Annotated in this window: 21 protein-coding genes; 7 read left to right on the top strand and 14 right to left on the bottom strand. The window is 46.9% G+C overall.

Features of this window, described 5'->3' with window-relative positions; translation table 11 throughout:
• The first annotated feature begins 18 nt into the window (after nt 1–18).
• Entirely contained in the window at nt 19–519 is a 501-nt protein-coding gene (locus ACUZ8J_RS09320; protein WP_086904117.1) for a peptidylprolyl isomerase, read from the top strand.
• Nucleotides 520–745: 226 nt separating this feature from the next.
• Here the strand turns inward: ACUZ8J_RS09320 and ACUZ8J_RS09315 are convergent, their stop codons facing one another.
• Genes ACUZ8J_RS09315 through ACUZ8J_RS09305 form a run of 3 tightly spaced genes read right to left on the bottom strand, consistent with a single transcriptional unit; the run spans nt 746 to nt 2,548 of the window.
• On the bottom strand, nt 746–1,186 hold the full coding sequence (locus ACUZ8J_RS09315; protein ID WP_249556595.1) for a YcgN family cysteine cluster protein: 441 nt from the start codon (nt 1,184–1,186) through the stop codon (nt 746–748).
• A gap of 57 nt (nt 1,187–1,243) precedes the next feature.
• A complete protein-coding gene (locus ACUZ8J_RS09310) occupies nt 1,244–2,245 on the bottom strand; it encodes a lytic murein transglycosylase (RefSeq protein ID WP_089067657.1) in 1,002 nt (333 codons plus the stop codon).
• Nucleotides 2,246–2,269: 24 nt separating this feature from the next.
• Nucleotides 2,270–2,548, bottom strand: coding sequence for a YcgL domain-containing protein (locus tag ACUZ8J_RS09305; protein ID WP_089067656.1), 279 nt, complete (start codon nt 2,546–2,548; stop codon nt 2,270–2,272).
• Nucleotides 2,549–2,671: 123 nt separating this feature from the next.
• Here ACUZ8J_RS09305 and minC point away from each other — a divergent pair, with 123 nt between their 5' ends.
• From minC to minE, 3 genes are read left to right on the top strand one after another with little or no spacing between them, the layout of a single operon-like run.
• Complete coding sequence (gene minC / locus ACUZ8J_RS09300) at nt 2,672–3,337, top strand: septum site-determining protein MinC (RefSeq protein WP_011622936.1); 666 nt, start codon at nt 2,672–2,674, stop codon at nt 3,335–3,337.
• Between the two features lie 27 nt (nt 3,338–3,364).
• The gene (gene minD / locus ACUZ8J_RS09295) at nt 3,365–4,174 is read left to right on the top strand and encodes a septum site-determining protein MinD (protein WP_011717313.1); all 810 of its coding nucleotides are present in this window, start codon (nt 3,365–3,367) and stop codon (nt 4,172–4,174) included.
• 2 nt (nt 4,175–4,176) lie between these two features.
• A complete protein-coding gene (gene minE, locus ACUZ8J_RS09290; protein ID WP_011622938.1) occupies nt 4,177–4,434 on the top strand; it encodes a cell division topological specificity factor MinE in 258 nt (85 codons plus the stop codon).
• A 160-nt stretch (nt 4,435–4,594) separates the two neighbouring features.
• Here the strand turns inward: minE and rnd are convergent, their stop codons facing one another.
• The 7 genes from rnd to tsaB form a co-directional block, all read right to left on the bottom strand.
• A complete protein-coding gene (gene rnd / locus ACUZ8J_RS09285) occupies nt 4,595–5,704 on the bottom strand; it encodes a ribonuclease D (RefSeq protein ID WP_446694924.1) in 1,110 nt (369 codons plus the stop codon).
• A 71-nt stretch (nt 5,705–5,775) separates the two neighbouring features.
• Nucleotides 5,776–7,449 carry a long-chain-fatty-acid--CoA ligase FadD gene (fadD, locus tag ACUZ8J_RS09280; protein ID WP_086904114.1) on the bottom strand — a complete coding sequence of 558 codons (1,674 nt, stop codon included), beginning with the start codon at nt 7,447–7,449 and terminating at the stop codon, nt 5,776–5,778.
• Nucleotides 7,450–7,648: 199 nt separating this feature from the next.
• Entirely contained in the window at nt 7,649–8,515 is an 867-nt protein-coding gene (locus ACUZ8J_RS09275; RefSeq protein ID WP_279768771.1) for an alpha/beta hydrolase, read from the bottom strand.
• A 21-nt stretch (nt 8,516–8,536) separates the two neighbouring features.
• Nucleotides 8,537–9,349: a class I SAM-dependent methyltransferase gene (locus tag ACUZ8J_RS09270; RefSeq protein ID WP_011717317.1), complete on the bottom strand. Its 813-nt coding sequence runs from the start codon at nt 9,347–9,349 to the stop codon at nt 8,537–8,539.
• A gap of 130 nt (nt 9,350–9,479) precedes the next feature.
• Nucleotides 9,480–10,187, bottom strand: coding sequence for a M50 family metallopeptidase (locus ACUZ8J_RS09265; RefSeq protein WP_446693660.1), 708 nt, complete (start codon nt 10,185–10,187; stop codon nt 9,480–9,482).
• The gene (locus tag ACUZ8J_RS09260) at nt 10,180–10,488 is read right to left on the bottom strand and encodes a hypothetical protein (protein WP_446693659.1); all 309 of its coding nucleotides are present in this window, start codon (nt 10,486–10,488) and stop codon (nt 10,180–10,182) included. The genes ACUZ8J_RS09265 and ACUZ8J_RS09260 overlap by 8 nt, the downstream gene beginning before the upstream one ends.
• A gap of 142 nt (nt 10,489–10,630) precedes the next feature.
• Nucleotides 10,631–11,341: a tRNA (adenosine(37)-N6)-threonylcarbamoyltransferase complex dimerization subunit type 1 TsaB gene (tsaB, locus tag ACUZ8J_RS09255; RefSeq protein WP_446693658.1), complete on the bottom strand. Its 711-nt coding sequence runs from the start codon at nt 11,339–11,341 to the stop codon at nt 10,631–10,633.
• A 388-nt stretch (nt 11,342–11,729) separates the two neighbouring features.
• Here tsaB and hemB point away from each other — a divergent pair, with 388 nt between their 5' ends.
• Nucleotides 11,730–12,728, top strand: a complete 999-nt coding sequence (gene hemB, locus ACUZ8J_RS09250) for a porphobilinogen synthase (RefSeq protein WP_446693657.1) — start codon at nt 11,730–11,732, stop codon at nt 12,726–12,728.
• A 94-nt stretch (nt 12,729–12,822) separates the two neighbouring features.
• On the opposite strand, the gene ACUZ8J_RS09245 is transcribed toward hemB, so the two are convergent.
• Nucleotides 12,823–13,728, bottom strand: coding sequence for a bifunctional methionine sulfoxide reductase B/A protein (locus tag ACUZ8J_RS09245; RefSeq protein WP_446693656.1), 906 nt, complete (start codon nt 13,726–13,728; stop codon nt 12,823–12,825).
• A 377-nt stretch (nt 13,729–14,105) separates the two neighbouring features.
• Between ACUZ8J_RS09245 and ACUZ8J_RS09240 the strand changes: the two genes are divergently transcribed.
• A complete protein-coding gene (locus tag ACUZ8J_RS09240; RefSeq protein ID WP_188871195.1) occupies nt 14,106–14,945 on the top strand; it encodes an isopenicillin N synthase family dioxygenase in 840 nt (279 codons plus the stop codon).
• Nucleotides 14,946–15,092: 147 nt separating this feature from the next.
• Nucleotides 15,093–16,034, top strand: a complete 942-nt coding sequence (gene ylqF, locus ACUZ8J_RS09235; protein WP_011717324.1) for a ribosome biogenesis GTPase YlqF — start codon at nt 15,093–15,095, stop codon at nt 16,032–16,034.
• Between the two features lie 316 nt (nt 16,035–16,350).
• Here the strand turns inward: ylqF and ACUZ8J_RS09230 are convergent, their stop codons facing one another.
• The 3 genes from ACUZ8J_RS09230 to ACUZ8J_RS09220 form a co-directional block, all read right to left on the bottom strand.
• Nucleotides 16,351–16,791 carry a hypothetical protein gene (locus ACUZ8J_RS09230; protein WP_446693655.1) on the bottom strand — a complete coding sequence of 147 codons (441 nt, stop codon included), beginning with the start codon at nt 16,789–16,791 and terminating at the stop codon, nt 16,351–16,353.
• Nucleotides 16,792–17,071: 280 nt separating this feature from the next.
• Nucleotides 17,072–17,668 carry a hypothetical protein gene (locus ACUZ8J_RS09225; RefSeq protein WP_446693654.1) on the bottom strand — a complete coding sequence of 199 codons (597 nt, stop codon included), beginning with the start codon at nt 17,666–17,668 and terminating at the stop codon, nt 17,072–17,074.
• 267 nt (nt 17,669–17,935) lie between these two features.
• Complete coding sequence (locus ACUZ8J_RS09220) at nt 17,936–18,913, bottom strand: transposase (RefSeq protein WP_446693653.1); 978 nt, start codon at nt 18,911–18,913, stop codon at nt 17,936–17,938.
• Between the last annotated feature and the right edge of the window lie 66 nt (nt 18,914–18,979).

The following is an 18,979-nucleotide window of genomic DNA, read 5'->3' as shown; positions in this document are numbered from 1 at the left end:
AAAATAGCAGAAGCAAATATGACGATTATTTTTACAACCAACCTCGGTGATATCAGTATCGAACTCGATATGGAGCGCGCGCCCGTTACCGCCAAAAACTTTATCCGCTACTGCCAAGAAGGTTTTTATGAACACACGATTTTCCATCGAGTGATCAAAGGCTTTATGATTCAAGGCGGAGGCTTTACCGCCAAAATGAAAGAAAAGCCCACCCACGAGCCGATTGTCAACGAAGCCAACAAAGGCCTATCGAATGTGTTTGGCACTATCGCTATGGCCCGTACCGATGCACCGCACTCGGCGACCGCGCAGTTTTTTATCAATACGGCCAACAATGAGTTCCTCGACCACACGGCAACCACGAACAACGGTTGGGGTTATGCGGTATTTGGTAAAGTCACCGCGGGACTCGAGGTCGTGCTGCAAATTGAAGGCGTAAAAACCACCCGTGTTGCAGGCCATGAAGACGTGCCCCGTGAGCCGATTATTATCGAAAAAGTAACTATTGTTGAAAAATAGTCATTATCGTTGAATAAGTTACTTTATCTAATCGAGGAATAGTGTGGCGTTACTTAGCTGTGACCAGTAATAACACCACAATCCATTGATAGATAAAAATTTTTCTTTGAAGCCTAGATAGAAAAAAAGGAGCACTCAACCCAATAGTTAGTTGCTCCTTTTTGTTTATTAACGTCTGGCTGTTTATTAACGTCAGTTATTAGAGACAAAAGCTGCTGTAATAGCGTTAATCTAGATCTTTCAGCGGCCACAGCACGATATGATCTTCAATATCTTTAACCCTGCGCTCATCCACCACTTTGCCTTGAATCGACATGCCCGCCAGGTGCATGGCCTCTTTAGAGCCCGTGAGTAATGGATGCCAGCTTGGCAAGTCTCGACCGGCGGCTAAACGACGATAGGCACAGCTATCGGGTAACCACGTCAGTTCATGGACGTTTTGCGGTGTGATCACAGTACATTGGGGAACATGGCTAAAACGGTCACTATAATGCTTGCAGCTGGCACTTTGATGATCGAGCAGTAGGCAAGCTGCATTGGTGTAATACAACTCCTCAGTTTCATCATCGATCAACTTGTTTAAACAACACTTACCACAACCATCGCAGAGGGACTCCCACTCCTGCGATGTCAACTCGGTTAACGCTTTATTCTGCCAAAATGCCATGTTTACGCTTATCTTCATAATAAAAAACCCGCTTAATGCGGGCCATTTTACACCAATTTACTGGGGAGTCTTAATTCTCTCCGATAAATGCACCACAGAGATGCCAAAATAATCGCCCTCGCCTAAATAATTCACCGCTTGCCAGTGCATTAAGGCGCGGTAATTGCCATAGACCAAATATTTTCGGCCCTTGGCACCGTCGGGCATGATAAGCGAAGCGTGAATATCCTCACGATTCGGTAAATCCGTATTATCGAAACGCCTGACACCTAGCTGCTGCCACTTGGCTAAGGTTTGGGATTGATTGAGTCCGATAAACTCGGCCTTCAGATCCACCGGTGCTTGAACCTGACGTCCCCAGGTATCCTCCCCATTCCAGCCCTGCTGCTTAAGCAGGTTCGCGGCAGAGGCAAAGGCATCGGCCACATTGTGCCAAATGTCTTTTTTGCCATCACCGTCGCCATCTTGGCCGTAGGCTAAATATTCACTCGGAAGCAATTGGGTTTGCCCCATAAAGCCTTTGTCATTGCTTTTAAGATCTTCAAACTTAAGATGCTCTTTATCCATGATGGAAAGCGCAGCCATAAACTCCCGCTGGTAACGCGCCGTATCTTCGTCCGTAAAGGCTAACGACGCCATCACAGACAGCACAGGATAATCCCCCGACGCATCACCAAAGTTAGACACTAAGCTCCAGAGCGCCACTAAAAACCGCGGCTGCACTTGATACTTATCAGCAATATTGCTCAATAGCACCTCATGCTCGTTAAAGAGCACGCGCGCCGTATCCACCTTCCATTCTGGAACGACTTCTGGCAAATAGGTTTCAAGGGTTTTAGATTGGCTTGGCGCTGCGGCCACATTGGCTTTTTTAAAGCGTTTTATCTGCGGGAAAGCGGCGTTGATCGTCGCTTGGCTAATGCCTTGGGCACTTGCCTCTTGTTTTAGCTTAAGGAGGTAATCGTTGAAGGAAGCGTCTTGCCCTCGCGCGCTATGGCTTATCAAGGGCAAGAAAATCAATGTACATGCTGCAACGCGTTTAAGGAGGGTCTTTGGCATATACCTTTGTCCGCAGTTTATGGGCTAGTCTTTAATCCCAAGACTTTCTCTGTGTTCGGCCAATAAATTAACCTGCGGTGGCGGAATTTGTAAATAAAAACCCTTTTCCTCGAGTGCTGCTCTGACCTTTTGAATATCGGCGATACCGAGGGATTCACGCTTAGCGATGGGGAACACCATCACTAACTGAGGCACGCCAAACATATCCAACAGCGCTTGGGGAACATCATCAAAGCAGTCCCTTTTGTTCACAAATAAATAAGTTTCAGCCTTTCGACTACTTTTATAAACCGCACATAGCATAAGAGTATAAATATCCAATAGTTCAAACTTGCCAGTCAATGGGGCACACTATAACATGGTCGCCTAGTAATTTAATTGTAAAATCAGCGAACCGACTGATGATTTCTGGAGAATAGTGCCGGGATGTCAAAACCTAGCTTAGAGTTAAAAGGCGCTTCTTTTACTCTTTCAGTGCTTCATATCAATAGCAGCGACTTAAATGCTGTCATGGCTGAATTAGATAGCAAATTGGCACAAGCCCCTCAATTTTTTCTGGGTGCCCCTTTAGTCGTCAACCTCAGCGCCATCCAAGATAACGATTTCAATTTACACGGCTTAAAAGAGTTATTACTTTCCCGTCAGTTAGTTATCGTGGGGATCACCGGGGCAACCATCGCTCTCAGTAATCAAGCCAAAACCCTAGGACTTGCCATCGTCAAAGCCGGCAAACAAAGCGTGACGCCTCCTCCTGCGCCGCGTCAAACGAAGGTTTTGAAGCAAAATATCCGCTCAGGCCAGCAGGTCTATGCAAAAAATGGCGATTTAATCATATTTGGTGCCGTAGGTAATGGCGCTGAAGTCATCGCCGATGGTAGCATTCATATTTATGGCGCATTACGAGGAAAAGCCATGGCGGGCGCGGCCGGCGACAGCAGCGCGGTGATCATCGCCCATTCCCTCGAGGCTGAATTAGTTTCAATAGCAGGGCAATATTGGCTCGCTGAAAATCTACAACAACATAGCTCAGATAAAAGCGGCTGCATTCGCTTAAATGGCGAGTCGCTTATCGTTGAATCATTGCCCCTCTAAATGGCATAAAAAAGGATAGAGAGAAACATGGCACAAATTATTGTTGTCACTTCAGGTAAAGGTGGTGTTGGTAAAACCACATCCAGTGCGGCGATTGCAACTGGACTTGCAATACAAGGGCATAAAACTGTTGTTATCGATTTCGATATTGGTTTACGTAACTTAGATTTGATCATGGGCTGCGAGCGCCGCGTCGTCTATGACTTTGTCAATGTGATCAACGGTGAAGCCAATTTAAATCAGGCACTGATTAAAGACAAACGCTGTGAAAAACTGTTTGTACTGCCTGCATCGCAAACCCGCGATAAAGATGCACTGACCAAAGAAGGCGTGGGTCGTGTGCTCGATGATTTAGCGAAAGAATTTGATTTTATTATTTGTGACTCACCCGCAGGGATTGAGCAAGGCGCAATGATGGCACTGTACTTTGCCGATATCGCTATTGTGACCACCAACCCTGAAGTGAGCTCGGTTCGCGACTCTGACCGTATTCTGGGCATGCTGCAGAGTAAGTCACGCCGTGCCGAACTGAATTTAGAGCCGATAAAAGAGTACTTACTGCTGACTCGTTATTCGCCGAGTCGGGTAAAATCGGGCGAAATGTTAAGTGTTGACGATGTAAAAGAAATCCTTGCCATTGAATTACTTGGTGTTATCCCTGAATCACAATCTGTACTCAAGGCCTCTAACTCGGGTGTGCCTGTGATTATCGATCAAGAGAGTGATGCAGGTGCGGCTTACAGTGATACGGTCGCGCGTTTACTGGGTGAAGATGTGCCAGTACGCTTCATTACGGAAGAGAAAAAAGGTTTCTTACAACGGATATTTGGTAGCTAATTATGTCTTTACTCGACTATTTCAAAAGCAAGAAAAAGCCTAGCACTGCGGTAATGGCAAAAGAGCGACTACAAATTATTGTGGCCCATCAACGTGGACAACGGGATACCCCGGATTATTTTCCACAGATGAAACAAGAAATTATCGCCGTTATCCGCAAATATGTGCATATTTCTGATGATCAAGTTTCTGTGCAGTTAGATCAGAACGACGATAACCTGTCGGTACTCGAACTTAACGTCACATTGCCTGACAGATAAGTCGAGCGTTGGCGTCATCCTCATCACGGGGATGACGCTTTCTGCTGCGTGTTTGTCGAATTTTAAGCGAAATAAGCTAAGCCTTGATATAACAGATAAAGGCCTTAACAACGCGCCAAGACCTTAATATTACTGCAGATTATGTATTAATCAGCTCAAATTAGACTTCAAGCTTTGCCAACGACTCGGCGGCGATTTGTCCACGCCAGCCACTTAAGACCGTCGGTAACTCACCCTGCTGTTTATCCCAACGCCATTGTAAATACTCATGAATATGACGTTTAGAGCCCAGCATCTCCATCGGGATGGCATGCTGCTCGCACAGTTCAGTTAAGCAGGTTTTAATATTCTTAAAGGCCGATTTGTAACCAGGTTTGAGCGCTAAGACATCCACTAATTCGGGTGGATTGCTTAAATCCGCGGTCTGCATCACCCGTAAAATATCTTTACCGTGAATGCGTTTCTCTTGCTCGGTCAAATCGTTCAGTTTTAGCAAATCGCCCATGCTCTTAGGCTGCTTCTTCGCTAGCGCGATCAGGCCGTGATCTTTAATCACAAACCCTAAGGCTAAATCCCGCGCTAAGGCTTTTTCTAAGCGCCACTTCGCCAACACTTTAAGGTAAGCCAACTGATGCTCAGTAAGCTGAAAGGCATTCTTCACTCTCAGGTACGCAGTCTCAACATCAGGCACAGCTAAGCGCCCTTCAGTCATTCGCTCGCCTTCTTCATACAGCCAGCCTAAGCGATCTTGCGCCTTAAGCTTGTCGGCAAGTTGCGGATAGAGTTGATACAGATACAACACATCGTTGGCGGCGTAGCTCAGCTGCGCCTCACTCAAGGGGCGGCGCATCCAGTCGGTGCGCGACTCACCTTTATCAATCACTTCACCTAAGCAGGTTTCAACTAACTTGGCATAACCTAGGCCATGGCCCATGCCACATAAAGAGGCTGCGATTTGGCTATCGAACAAAGGCGTAGGTTGACGCTGACCATAGTGGGCAAAAACTTCTAAGTCCTCGCTGCAGGAATGCACTAGCTTGATGATGTTGGGATTATCCAGCAAAGACCAGAATGCACTGAGATCTGGCAGCGCAACCGGGTCAATTAAGGCTAAGGTTTTACCATCATAGGCTTGAATGAGGCCAAGCTTAGCGTAGTAGGTACGTGTGCGCACAAACTCGGTATCTAATACGAGCAGCGGACTCTGTTGATATTGAGCGACGAGGGCATTGAGGCTCGCTTCGTCGCTCACATACTGAAACACTGACAAATTCTTCTCCAGTTCCTGTGGGTTAAGCACAGTCCATAAAAACAAAAGCCGGCTCATTGCCGGCTTCAATCTTACGCACGCTTCACTTCGTCTCGAAGTTCTCGTCGCAAGATCTTACCCACGTTGGTTTTAGGTAACTCGTCCCTAAATTCTACCAGCTTCGGTACTTTATATCCCGTTAAATGCGCACGGCAATGCTTAATGATGTCATCAGCGGTTAAAGATTTATCTTTTGCCACCACAAACACCTTCACTAATTCACCGCTGGCGTCATTTGGCACGCCAACCGCAGCCACTTCAATCACTTTAGGATGTAACGCGACGACTTCTTCGACTTCATTGGGGAAGACGTTGAAGCCCGAAACCAAAATCATGTCTTTCTTACGGTCGACGATATAGAAGAAACCTTGTTCATCCATATTGCCGATATCACCGGTGGCAAGCCAGCCGTCTTTATCAATCACTTTGGCCGTTTCCTCTGGACGCTGCCAGTAGCCTTTCATGATCTGTGGCCCTTTACCAAATAGCTCACCTGTCTCGCCCTGCGGCAACACATTACCCGCATCATCACGCACTTGAATTAAGGTTGATGGCGCAGGGAAACCGATAGAACCATTGTAGCCATCTAAGTTATAGGGGCAGCACGTGAGTAGCGGCGACGCTTCGGTTAAACCGTAACCTTCGAGTAAACGGGTTTTTGTGATGCTTTGCCATTTGTCGGCTACGGCTTTTTGTACTGCCATCCCGCCACCAATGGATAATTTTAGGCGAGAAAAATCCAGTTCCGCAAAATCGCTACTGTTCACTAACGCATTGAACAGGGTGTTGACACCTGTCAGCGCGGTAAAAGGATATTTTTTCAGTTCGGCCACAAAGCCTGGAATATCCCGCGGATTGGTGATTAACAGATTTTGACTGCCCTTATGTAAGAACAGTAAGCAGTTCACTGTTAAGGCAAAAATATGGTAAAGCGGCAAGGCTGTTACCACAAATTCGTTGCCATCACGCAGTGCAGGTGAATAGGCACCATTGGCCTGTAAAACGTTTGCGACCACGTTTCTGTGGGTCAACATGGCGCCCTTTGACACCCCTGTCGTTCCACCTGTGTATTGCAAAAAGGCTAAGTCATCGCCCGTAATAACGGGTTTGACATACTGCATTCTGCGCCCTCTTGAGAGAGTTTCGCGCATTGAAAGTGCATGGGGTAAATCGTATTTAGGCACCAGTTTTTTGATGTACTTGACCACAAAGTTAACTAAGGTGCGTTTTGGCGCGCTCAGCAGATCCCCAAGCCCGGTGATAATCACACTTTTAACTGGTGTCTGGTCGACAACTTCTTCCAAGGTACGGGCAAAGTTTGATACGACAACAATGGCCTTAGCGCCAGAGTCGACTAATTGGTGCTTTAATTCGCGGGGAGTGTAAAGCGGGTTAACGTTCACCACCACCATGCCCGCACGTAAAATACCAAATAGCGCAATGGGATATTGCAGCAGGTTCGGCATCATCAGGGCGACACGGTCACCCTTTTGTAGCTTTAATTCATTTTGCAGATAAGCGGCAAACGCACGGCTGCGTTCTTCAAGTTTACGGTAAGTTAGCGTGGCACCCATGTTGATAAATGCCGGTTGATCTGCATATTTGGCCACCGCCGTCTCGAACATATCGACGAGCGATGAATACTGATCCGCATTAATCTCAGCAGGTACATCTTTTGGCAAATGATTAATCCAAGGCTGATCCACTACTTTCTCCTAAATCCCCACAACTGCGGACACGGTATCCCTACTACCGTCAATACTCGACAAATACCGAGTTAAAATACCGACTTACATTTTATTGTTATTGATTGACCCGCATAAATCATACGGGCGTTTTAATTTTGATCATCATCACATAAAAAAAACAAAAAACCTAGCGTCTTTTTTATGTAAGCAAAAGCGATTATTCGACAAACTGCTGGATCAAGTGCGCGACCCCTTTGGCGTTATCCATGTGCACATGGTGGTCGCCCTCGAGCATATGCTCAGACAAATGTGTGAACCATTTCCTCGCCTTAGGCAGCGCCGCCTGCAACTGGCTAAAGCCCTGTTTACCGCAGATTAATAAGGTCGAGACCGAAATATGCTGCATCAATGCATCGACCTGCTCAAAGGTCAGCCGCATGGGCGAGTCGAGCCTTAATCTTGGATCACTGCGCCACGCAACACCATCGGTGGTAGGTTGCATATTGCGCTCGAGTAACAAGCGGCACCAAGGCTCCGCCAGCCCCGTTAAGTGCACTCTGGCTTTTACTGCGGTGTCCATGTTGTCGTAGACTTTTAGCTGTTTATGCTTTTGCGCTAAAAACTTCTCGTGCTGATAAAAACTCTTTCGCAGCCGCGTTTTCGCTTGAGTCGCTGACTCAAACAATGGGCTTAACGCCTCAATCAAAATCAGTTTGTTGACCTTTTCAGGAAAGGTTGCGGTGTATGCCGAGGCAATAATGCCCCCTAACGAATGCCCTATGATGGCCAACGGCTTTTGCGGCAACATCGCCAGTAACGCATCGAGATCGTATAAATAGTCAATCCAATGCAATGGATAATGTCCCGGCCGATGCGCTGAAAAGCCATGACCGGGCCAATCTATGGCAAGTATCTGATAATGAGGCAAATACTCAGCGATAGGCTCAAAGCTGTTCGCATTATCTAACCAGCCATGCAACGCGAGCAATAACGGCTTATCTTTCGCTCCCCACAATCGACCACTCAGCTTGATATGGGGTAACACAAACTCGACTTGATTTTTGGGGGCGAAAGATTGCCACATATTGCCTCTAATGTCAGGTGATTAGCGCGATTTTTTGATAAATTTGAGCGTCATGCGATCGCTCTCACCAATTGCTTGGTATTTTTCCTTATCGGTATCGCCCAAGGCAAACGAAGGTGGCAGCGTCCAGACGCCCTTGGCGTAGTCCTTAGTGTCTTTCGGATTAGCGTTGATTTCGGAGCTTTCGGCTAAGGTAAAACCCACTTTTTTGGCCAGCGCGATCATCTCGTCTTGGTCCATGTAGCCCGTGCTCATATTCATGCCTTTATTGGCTCTATGTTCGACCACGCCAAACACACCGCCATCTTTCAGCACTTTATAGGAGGCGGCAAACACGTTTTCGAGCTGATCGCTTGAGGCCCAGTTATGTAAGTTACGGAAGGTTAATACCAAGTCCGCACTGCCATCGGCGCCTAAATTCATCTTGGCCGGAGGGTCGAGAACCACCATTTTCGCATTACCAAATAAGGCTTTATTGGCCGTCATCCAAGTATCGAATTTCACGCCCGCATTGGCGCGATAGCGATTACCTGGGGTGTCGGTGCTGGGGGTCGTTTCGAAACTGGCGGCAATATACTGCCCCTTAGGCGCAAGATAAGGGGCAAGAATTTCAGTGTACCAGCCATTGCCGGGCCAGAGTTCAATGACGGTTTGTGTCGGGGTGATACCAAAAAATGTGAGGGTTTCTGCGGGATGACGATAAATATCGCGGCTGGCGTTTTTCGCTTGGCGAAATTCGCTCTTAATGGCCTTATCCAAGCCTTCATCGGCATAGGCCATACCTGAACATAAACCAGCAATCAGCATACTGGCGACGAGTGTGACTTTTTTCATAATAATTCTCCTTGGATACCGAAGACTTAAGCTAGCAGTCTATATAAAAAAATCCAAGAATTAGCCGCACAAGTTGACTATTTAGGCTGTAAATATTTGTGATGTCACAGCGGCATGATGTCGCCATAGATCAGCGAGAGGTAGCGGAGTCCACCCGGCGCCAAGCCATAAACAAGGCGCAGATACTGCAAAATAGCCAAATGGCGACCCAAATCCATGCTGGGATCCATGAACGCTCGGCCAACAGTACCGCATCGCCCTGCCCTTCGAGCCCGAGCAATACCGTCGGGCTTGCCAGCGCATTGAGCATGATCATCAGGCCAATAATGCGTAAAAATTGCGTGAGGATTATATTTTTGCTGAGTTTTAGCGGCAGTAATAACACTATCGTCAGCACAGCTAAAATGGCTAAGGTCAGTAAATCTCGCCCCCACAGCAGGCCGCTTAACACCACTAAACCGCCTAAAAACGCAAAGCTTAGGCGAATGCCCTTAGGCCACGTTGCCAATAGATAAATAAGGTATCCCCAACAGGCTGCGCCAAAATAGCCCGCAAATCCAATCACCAGTGGCGAGCCACCTTGGCTAAAGCAAAAACCCGCACCATTGGGAAAGAGTTGTATATGACTCACTATGCCGCCACTGAGCACTGTCGCTATCCCATGGGACAACTCGTGGAAATAACTCTCTAACCACTTAAAAGGCACGCTTAGATAAGGAATGCGCGTCAATATGAGTGCCAGCATCAGTTCGATGATAAACAAACCGCGGCTAGGAAGACCGCCAGTTAAACGAGGAGTTAAACGGGATTGAGAAGACACGGGCACACTATCAGGCATAAATATCCACACCGACCATCTGCTGAATTTCTTCACGTTTGGCAGCATGTTGCGTTTGTAGGTATTGGGCGATAGCCCCTTGATGACCTCGGGTGCTTTGTTCGTATTCGAGCTGGGCACCGAGTCTGGATTGTAGGTTTTGTGATGATCCTTCCGCGGTATCATCAAAGGCTAAGGCAGAAACCGCATCGAGCTCAAGCACAGGGCGCGGCGCTTCAGTGGGCGACATTCCCTGCATGACTGCGGGGCGATTACTCGCAACCGCTTGTGTCAAACTCGTTTGAAGCGAATTTACCTGCATCGAAATGCCCAGTTTATATCCTATTTGCCTAGTTAACCTTGTTAGGCGGTTGTGACGAGTACCTAACTAGGAATTAATGTCTGCATCGAGAATCCATGCAGACAGTTTAGATTCTAACGTATCACGGGGAAGAATGAACAGTTTATTCACGTCCCGGTAACTTTTTCCATGTCACAGTATCACGTAGGTACACAGGTTCGAGTTCATCGACACTGGTGGTTAATCCCGCTTTGATACCCGCTTCGGCTAACGCTAACATGGCACGGGCATCGGGATACTTCACCGCCGCTAAGGAGGTAATGCCGCTGCCTAACGCTAATAACTCGGGATAAGCATCAAACCCAGTGCCACAGCCGACAATGGTTTTATTAAGATCGAATGCCAGCTCAACCTGCTCTGGCGCACTCACTACCTCTTTACCGACTAAGGTGGCAATACCATCGACGGCAACGAATTGCCCCCAGTACACTTCTCCCATGCGCGCATCGATACAGCAGAGTACTTGCTCGGCAGCGTGCTCAGCAATCGCCATTTGTGCCATGGCCGCTAAGGTTGAAATGCCGATAACGGGTAAGTCTAACCCTAGGGCTAAACCTTGGGTCATGCTGGTACAAATACGGATCCCCGTAAAACTGCCTGGCCCACGGCCGTAGGCAATGGCATCCAGTTTATCTAAGCCGACATTGGCTTGTTTTAATACTGCTTCCACCATAGGCAATAAACGCTGACTATGCTCCCGAGGCGCATCGGCTAACTCAGCAAAAACCTGTCCTTGATAATACAGGGCAGCCGAACAAGCTTCGGTACAAGTGTCGAGGGCGAGAATACAAACAGAGTCTTGGGGTGTTGTCATATAAAAACCGCGCTGTGGGCATAGTTGGACTGAAAAAGTGACTTATCGAAATCCTGCACTATACCAAGTGTAAATTGGCGCAAATGATAACATCAAATAATCGAAAGCAAAGGCTTAAAAACAGCGGCTAATGACTCGATTAGCTTAGCGCTGGGTTTGTGATCGCCATCACTAACTCAACAACCTCTTCAGCCTTTGGCCAAATATTGGGAAACTTTTGCCCTATTTTAGGTCAGAGCAAACAGTGCTGAAGCTTTTGTCTCACGTCACTTAGCACCTCTATGCAACTGCAAAACACCAGCTAAGCAGGTCCTAAGCATCGTTTTTACTCTCTCCCACTTACACGAAGCTTCGCGTGATGCTTTCACACCGTTAATAAGGAAATTCAATGAGCAGTACACAAGAAAATACCCTTAAACCCCTTCGCCGTTTAAGACGCCTGCGCCGCACCGAGGCCATGCGTGACCTCGTGCGTGAAACCCAGATTTCCCTAAGCGACTTGGTTCACCCACTTTTCATCGAAGAACACATCAGCCAAGCAGTGCCCATTTCAACCTTGCCGGGGATCAGCCGTCTGCCCGAGAGTACGCTTGCCGATGAAATTCAAAGGCTTTACGCATTAGGGATCCGTTATGTGATGCCCTTTGGTATTTCCCACACCAAAGATGCACAGGGCAGCGACACTTGGGATGACAATGGCTTGCTCGCACGAATGATCCGCACCATCAAAACCGCCGCGCCAGAGATGATGGTGATCCCCGATATTTGTTTTTGTGAATATACCGACCACGGACACTGCGGCGTATTGCACCATGACGAAGTCTGTAACGATCAAACCGTGGCTAACTTAGTCAAACAATCCATTACCGCCGCCAAAGCCGGAGCCGATATGCTGGCGCCATCGGCGATGATGGACGGCCAGATTAAAGCCATTCGCCAAGGGCTGGATGAGGCAGACTTTGAGCACATTGCCATTTTGGCCCATGCAGCCAAATTCGCCTCCTCCTTCTATGGGCCTTTTAGGGCCGCGGTGGATTGTGAACTTAGCGGAAACCGTAAGGGCTACCAACTCGATTACGCCAATGGTCGCCAAGCCTTGCTCGAAGCGTTGCTCGATGAAGAAGAAGGCGCGGATATATTGATGGTGAAACCCGGCACGCCCTATTTGGATGTGTTAAGTCGCCTAAGACAGGAAACCCACCTTCCCTTAGCGGCTTATCAAGTCGGCGGCGAATATGCCGGCATTAAGTTTGCCGCACTGGCGGGCGCCCTCGATGAGCGCGCCGTCGTCACCGAAACCTTTATAGGGTTAAAGCGTGCCGGCGCCGATTTAATTGTCAGTTATTACGCAAAACAATATGCCGAGTGGTTAGCGCAATCCCGTTAATGCACTGAGTCTTCAGCCTATCAGGCAAGCAATTAACGAAAACGCCACCCTATCGGTGGCGTTTTTTATCCATCAATTTGCCCGCACATTAAGCCTATGCTTGTAGCTCGGCAAAGAGGGCTCTTACCTTTTCAACCTTTGGTCGCACCACAATCTGGCAATAGGGCTGCTCACCATGCAGGGCGAAGTAGTCATTGTGGTAATCCTCAGCGGGATAAAATGACTCAAAAGCCACCACTTGGGTCACTATCGGCGCATCAAATACCCTTGCCTCGGTTAATTTGGCAATCATGGCATTGGTCTCTTCAATCTGCGCCGCATCGTGGGCAAAGACGACGGAGCGATACTGCGGCCCTTTATCATTGCCTTGGCGATTAAGCGTGGTGGGATCGTGACTCTCAAATAACACCTGCAGCAGCGTCGTAAAGCTGATTTGCGCGGGGTCAAACTCGATGTGCACCACTTCGGCATGCCCAGTTAATCCCGAACACACCGACTTATAATCGGCATCGCTCGCCTCGCCGCCCGCGTAACCTGAGCTGACGTTCAGCACGCCCTTAAGGCTCTTAAAAATCGCTTCAACACACCAAAAACAGCCCGCACCAAAGGTGGCAAAGGCTGTGTTATGCGTCGATGCAGCCGCCTCATCGGCCGCTTGAAACACCATGGAGACAGAGTTAACGCAGTGACGAATATTCTTCGGCGTTAAATATTCCCCTTCAAACACATGGCCTAAATGGCCGCCACACTGGCTACAGACGATTTCGGTACGGCGACCATCGGCGTCGACATGACGACTCACCGCCCCCGGAATTTCATCATCGAAGGCTGGCCAACCACAGTGGGCATTAAACTTATCTTCTGAGCGATACAAAGGCGCATGGCATTTTTTGCACAAATACACGCCTTTGGCGTCATGTTTATAGTACTCTCCGCTAAAGGGACGTTCAGTGCCCTTTTCTTCTATGACATAGCGTTCAAAATCAGTCAGTTTGTTCATAAAAGTCTCCTTTAGCTCCTAAGGTATTCACCTGCATAAGACCGTTTATTCCTCAGGTTTATTGCGCCTCGGCCTGAATTGGCTTTTTGGCATAGTAGCCGCTTTAGTCGATAAAATCCTGTTGATTGAGCCATTGCTTAAATAACTGGAGGAAAATTCAGCAGTAATCTCAGTCCATCGTCTTGAGTGTTTGCACCAAACAGAGTGCAAAGCTACACTTGCTGCGGGTCAATTCTCTACCCAAATGCTTTCTATTTTGGCCGCTTTGCACTAGGGCTTAGCGCACCATACCGATAATGAGATAAGTGGCAATGACTCCTTACCTTTATCCTTAGAAAGTGTTTGGTTAACAACCATATATAACAAGTAGAAACAATATGAAATTAGAAACCATTGATTATCGCGCAGCCGATAGCGCCAAACGCTTTGTCGAATCCCTACGTGAAACGGGCTTTGGTGTGCTCTCTAACCACCCTATCGATAAAGAGCTGGTCGAAAACATTTACGCTGAGTGGCAAGCCTTTTTCAATTCTGACGCTAAGAACGAGTTTATGTTCAATCGTGAAACCCACGATGGCTTCTTCCCCGCGTCGATTTCTGAAACCGCAAAAGGTCACACGGTTAAAGACATCAAAGAGTATTACCACGTGTACCCTTGGGGTCGTATTCCAGATTCTTTGCGTACCAATATTCTGGCCTACTATGAAAAAGCCAATGCGCTGGCCTCTGAACTGTTAGAGTGGATTGAAACCTATTCACCAGACGAAGTTAAAGCCAAATTCTCTATCCCGCTGCCAGAAATGATTGCCGACAGCCACAAAACTCTGCTGCGCATTCTGCATTATCCACCGATGACGGGCGATGAAGAAATGGGCGCTATCCGCGCGGCGGCCCACGAAGATATTAACCTTATCACTGTGCTGCCCGCAGCCAACGAGCCAGGGCTGCAAGTCAAAGCCAAAGACGGTTCTTGGTTAGATGTACCAAGCGATTTTGGCAATATTATCATCAACATTGGTGATATGTTGCAGGAAGCCTCGGGCGGTTACTTCCCATCGACCTCACACCGCGTGATTAACCCAGAAGGCACGGATAAGACTAAGTCGCGTATTTCACTGCCCCTATTCTTACATCCTAAGCCTTCGGTAGTGCTGTCTGAGCGTTATACCGCCGACAGCTACTTAATGGAAAGATTGCGCGAGCTGGGCGTCCTGTAATTTCAACTACGCGTTAGCGAAATGAGTGATAAGCTCAAATTCGCATCAAGATTAAGCAATTAAGCGCCTTCGGGCGCTTTTTTTATGACATTCGTCGCCTTCAAGGTAGAATAGCCGTCTTTAGGTCATTAAGAACAAGGCGCTATCATGGCAATTCAATGGTATCCGGGGCACATGCACAAGGCACGCAAAGAGATCGAAGAGGCTATGCCTCAGGTCGATCTGGTGATTGAGGTGCTGGACGCCCGTATTCCCTACAGTAGTGAAAACCCCATGGTGTCAAAGCTTCGCGGCGACAAACCTTGTATTAAGCTACTGAATAAATCCGACTTAGCCGATCCTGAGATCACCGCCCAATGGATTGAATACCTTGAGCGTGAACAAGGGGTAAAAGCCACTGCGATTACCACACTGCAACCGGGTATGTTGAAAATGCTGCCGGATCTTTGCCGTAAGTTAGTGCCGAGTCGTGATAAGACCGAAAAGGACATTCGCACTATGATTATGGGGATCCCTAACGTGGGTAAGTCCACCATTATCAATACCTTAGCCGGTCGTGTTATCGCCAAAACCGGTAACGAACCCGCCGTCACTAAAAGCCAGCAACGTATTAACCTACGTAATGGCATTGTGCTCTCGGACACGCCAGGGATTTTATGGCCTAAAGTCGATAACGAAGCCAGTAGCTATCGTCTCGCCGTCACGGGTGCCATTAAAGATACCGCCATGGAGTACGAAGATGTGGCACTGTTTGCCGCAGGTTATTTCTTAAAGGCGTACCCGAAGGAAATTTGCGAGCGTTATAACATCAGTGAATTACCTAAGGATGATATGGCGTTACTCGAAGAAATCGGTCGTAAACGCGGTGCCCTGCGTCCCGGTGGTCGCATCGATTTACATAAAGCTTCGGAAGTCGTGTTACACGACTATCGCTCTGGTCGAATTGGCCTGTTATCCCTCGAAACCCCAGCGATGGCCGAAATCGAGAAAGCCGAAGTGGAACGCATTCTGGCTGAAAAAGCCGCCGAAAAAGCCGCTAAGCTAGAAGCGGAAAAACTGAAACGCTCAGGTAAACGACATAACGTTTAAGCGCTGTGTTTAATCACTTTGCCCGTCAATAACGGGCTAAAGTGACTCATTAAAGTGATGATTTAGATTAAAAGTGATGATTTAAATTAAAAGTCATTATTTATATTAAGAATTACCGCACAGCAGAATGTATTCACAGCCCTCAGTTTAACTGATAAGCCAGCGCCATCTCAGCGCTGGCTTTTTATTTACTCCCACGTATTTATGGTTCGCTAAGCAATCTCACTCAATCTACAGCAAAATTAACTGCGAAGTGGGTAGGCATCTATTCGCGACAATATAAGCCTTAAGCCATTTATGCTTAGTGGCTATTCCATTAATACAAACCAGAAGCACTATTGGCTTCGAACACTGGGGCTTGGCCTGCCGCTATCATGTTGTAACTCAACATAAAGGGCACTCCACTCTCCGAGGCCATAATATTATCCATCCAGCCAATCGGATTATTAAACAAGGAGTTATCGTGATTTAATACCCCAATGGCGCCGTTGGCTTCATCAAAGTCCCAAACGACTGAGCCCCAGTGCCAATTGAGCCCTCTCACATATTGCCAGCCAAGCAAGGCACCGAGTGCGTACAGCACATCATCATCCATCACTCGTTGATTTGCCCGATAGTCACGCGTCAGTTCCGTAATGGCCGCCACTATCTCCTGCGGCGGAGTCGTCTCAGACAAACTGAGCAATGCGAGCCCTTTTTCGGCTAACTGTTCGAGTTCTTTCTGTATTTCCTCAGATATCGCATTAATTTCAGCCATAATACCTCCCTTAGAATGAGCCAAATATCCAAAACAAGATACGGATAAAACCCATTGGCGCCAATACCACATTGGGATGAAAACACTAAAGCAGATCACCCATTGTAGATAAATCCATCAGCATGAAATGGGACAATTTCGTGTTACGAATAGAAACAACAAAATCCCAGTTTGCATGAGAAAATGTATGGAAAAAATTAACCACATTGAACAAGTTTATGGTTCAATACTTTTTTCACAGTAAAAGCTAATGACGACGTGATAAATTGAAACAGTAACGTTACCTACCACGCTGGAGTTCTTCTTTTCCCATCCAAAAGGTATCTGAATCTTCAGCATTTACAGTTTCAAGAGCATAACCATTTGCTTTGGTAAAACCTTTGTGCTGACGTTGTTTTATGTGGTTCTTATACTTCTCCAATAGGGTGACAAAATCTTTATCGAATGCATATACGACAACAAATATCGTATTAAAGCCCTCTTGAGCATACCCCGCCAACTTATCCATATGCTCATTGATATCGGTAGTACCCCATTTTAGAAGACGAAACGCTTCAAATAACGCAATACGTCTACTTTTATTATTATCTACTATGACACCATCCACCTCACCATAGCTTTTACCTGAAGATGAACTGCCTATTTGACTTTGATCCGAAATGTGAAGTGGAGAGCTTTTTTCTCTCATGTTAAAAAGACTACAAAACCATTGATTAATTCGGTCTTCGTTTGCTGGCTGACTAGAATATCCAGATAAGGATTCCTCATCTTTGACAGGTATGTAAATATTTTTGCTACGGCTAAGTAATTCTTTAGAGACTGAAGAAACTGTTTCAACTAAATACTCTTCAACAGAACTGTTATTTGTTATCTTCACATATGTTTCGACATCACTACCGTTAATCAGTTTAAAATAAATTTAGCCACCCAATATAAATCAATAACATAATGCACTTTATGTTTGCCTACAACTTGTCCGAGTTAAAATGGTTTAAATAGGGACCATCAACAATCGCGGAGACAGCATCTAAGGCAAAAAATTACGCTAATTCCTTAAAAAATGGAGTATTTCAGACGAGGTAAGTCATCCCTTAGTGCTTGGGATATGTTCTGGGTGGGACTTTTGAAGTGACATAAGCAGTAATCAGTTACTGTTAAAGTGCTGGCAGCTTGCCGCAAAGTGCCGTCGTCGCTTTTCGAGATGTTCGCAATAATCGGTTAGTGCTTGCAATGTACCTACTGGGCCATGAAATAGCTTGCCAAAATCTGTAGTCAGCTTGAGCCAATTTTCATGGGGGATATTTAATTTTGTCAGTATCTTGGCGCTATTTTCACTTATGAATCCACGTTTATCGTTGCGAATAATGTGGCCTGTATCATCTACCAATTGAAGATAATCAATTAATGAAAACGCAATGCCATTGGCTTGGTTATCGCACTCGTTACCAATAAAAGGCAGGAGATTGCTGGGTTGCTCACCTTTTAATGCGGCCCGAATACGTAGTTGAATACTGGTATGGTCGGATTGTTCTGGTGTATCAGCGAGTTGGGCTCTAATCGGATTTAAATCAACGTAAGTCATACAGGCTAATACCGCAGTTTCATCGAGTAGGGCTTGCGATTTGAATCGCCCCTCCCAGAAACGACCTGTACAGTTATCCTCTTGATTTGCTTGTCTTGCAATCGGTTCGTTGAGGCAGCGCATAAACCATGAGATATCACACAAACGACTGCGATAAAGGGCGATTGAATGCTTTAATCTGTTCACCTCATGCGCTTCAACTAACTCACCTTTAGCGAATTTGTGCGTTAACTCATCGCCTTTAAACAACTTATGCCATTGCTCAAGCACTTCGCGGTCAGTCCAACGATTGGCAGTCTCGATATCGACTCGCAGCACCACATGCAGATGATTCGACATCACAGCAAAGGCTGCCACATCAATAGCAAAAACCGCTTCAAGTTCAAACAGTAGCGATTCTACCCAAGCGCGGCGATGGTCGTAGTTTTTACCCGAGTAACTATCATCACCACATAAAAATGCCCGCCGAACAACGCGGCTACAGCAATGGTAATAAGGTGTGTCTTCAAGACTTATCTGAGTTCGGCGAGGGCGCGGCATACAAACCTCCTTGTTCAATGCTTAACCAAAGCATAGTAGGAGGTTTACTTCCGCGCTATTAAGGCT

Source organism: Shewanella sp. Koi 1 (assembly GCF_052907445.1).
The sequence above is the reverse complement of the archived record's forward strand: the minus strand, read 5'-3'. Positions and strand labels throughout refer to the sequence as shown.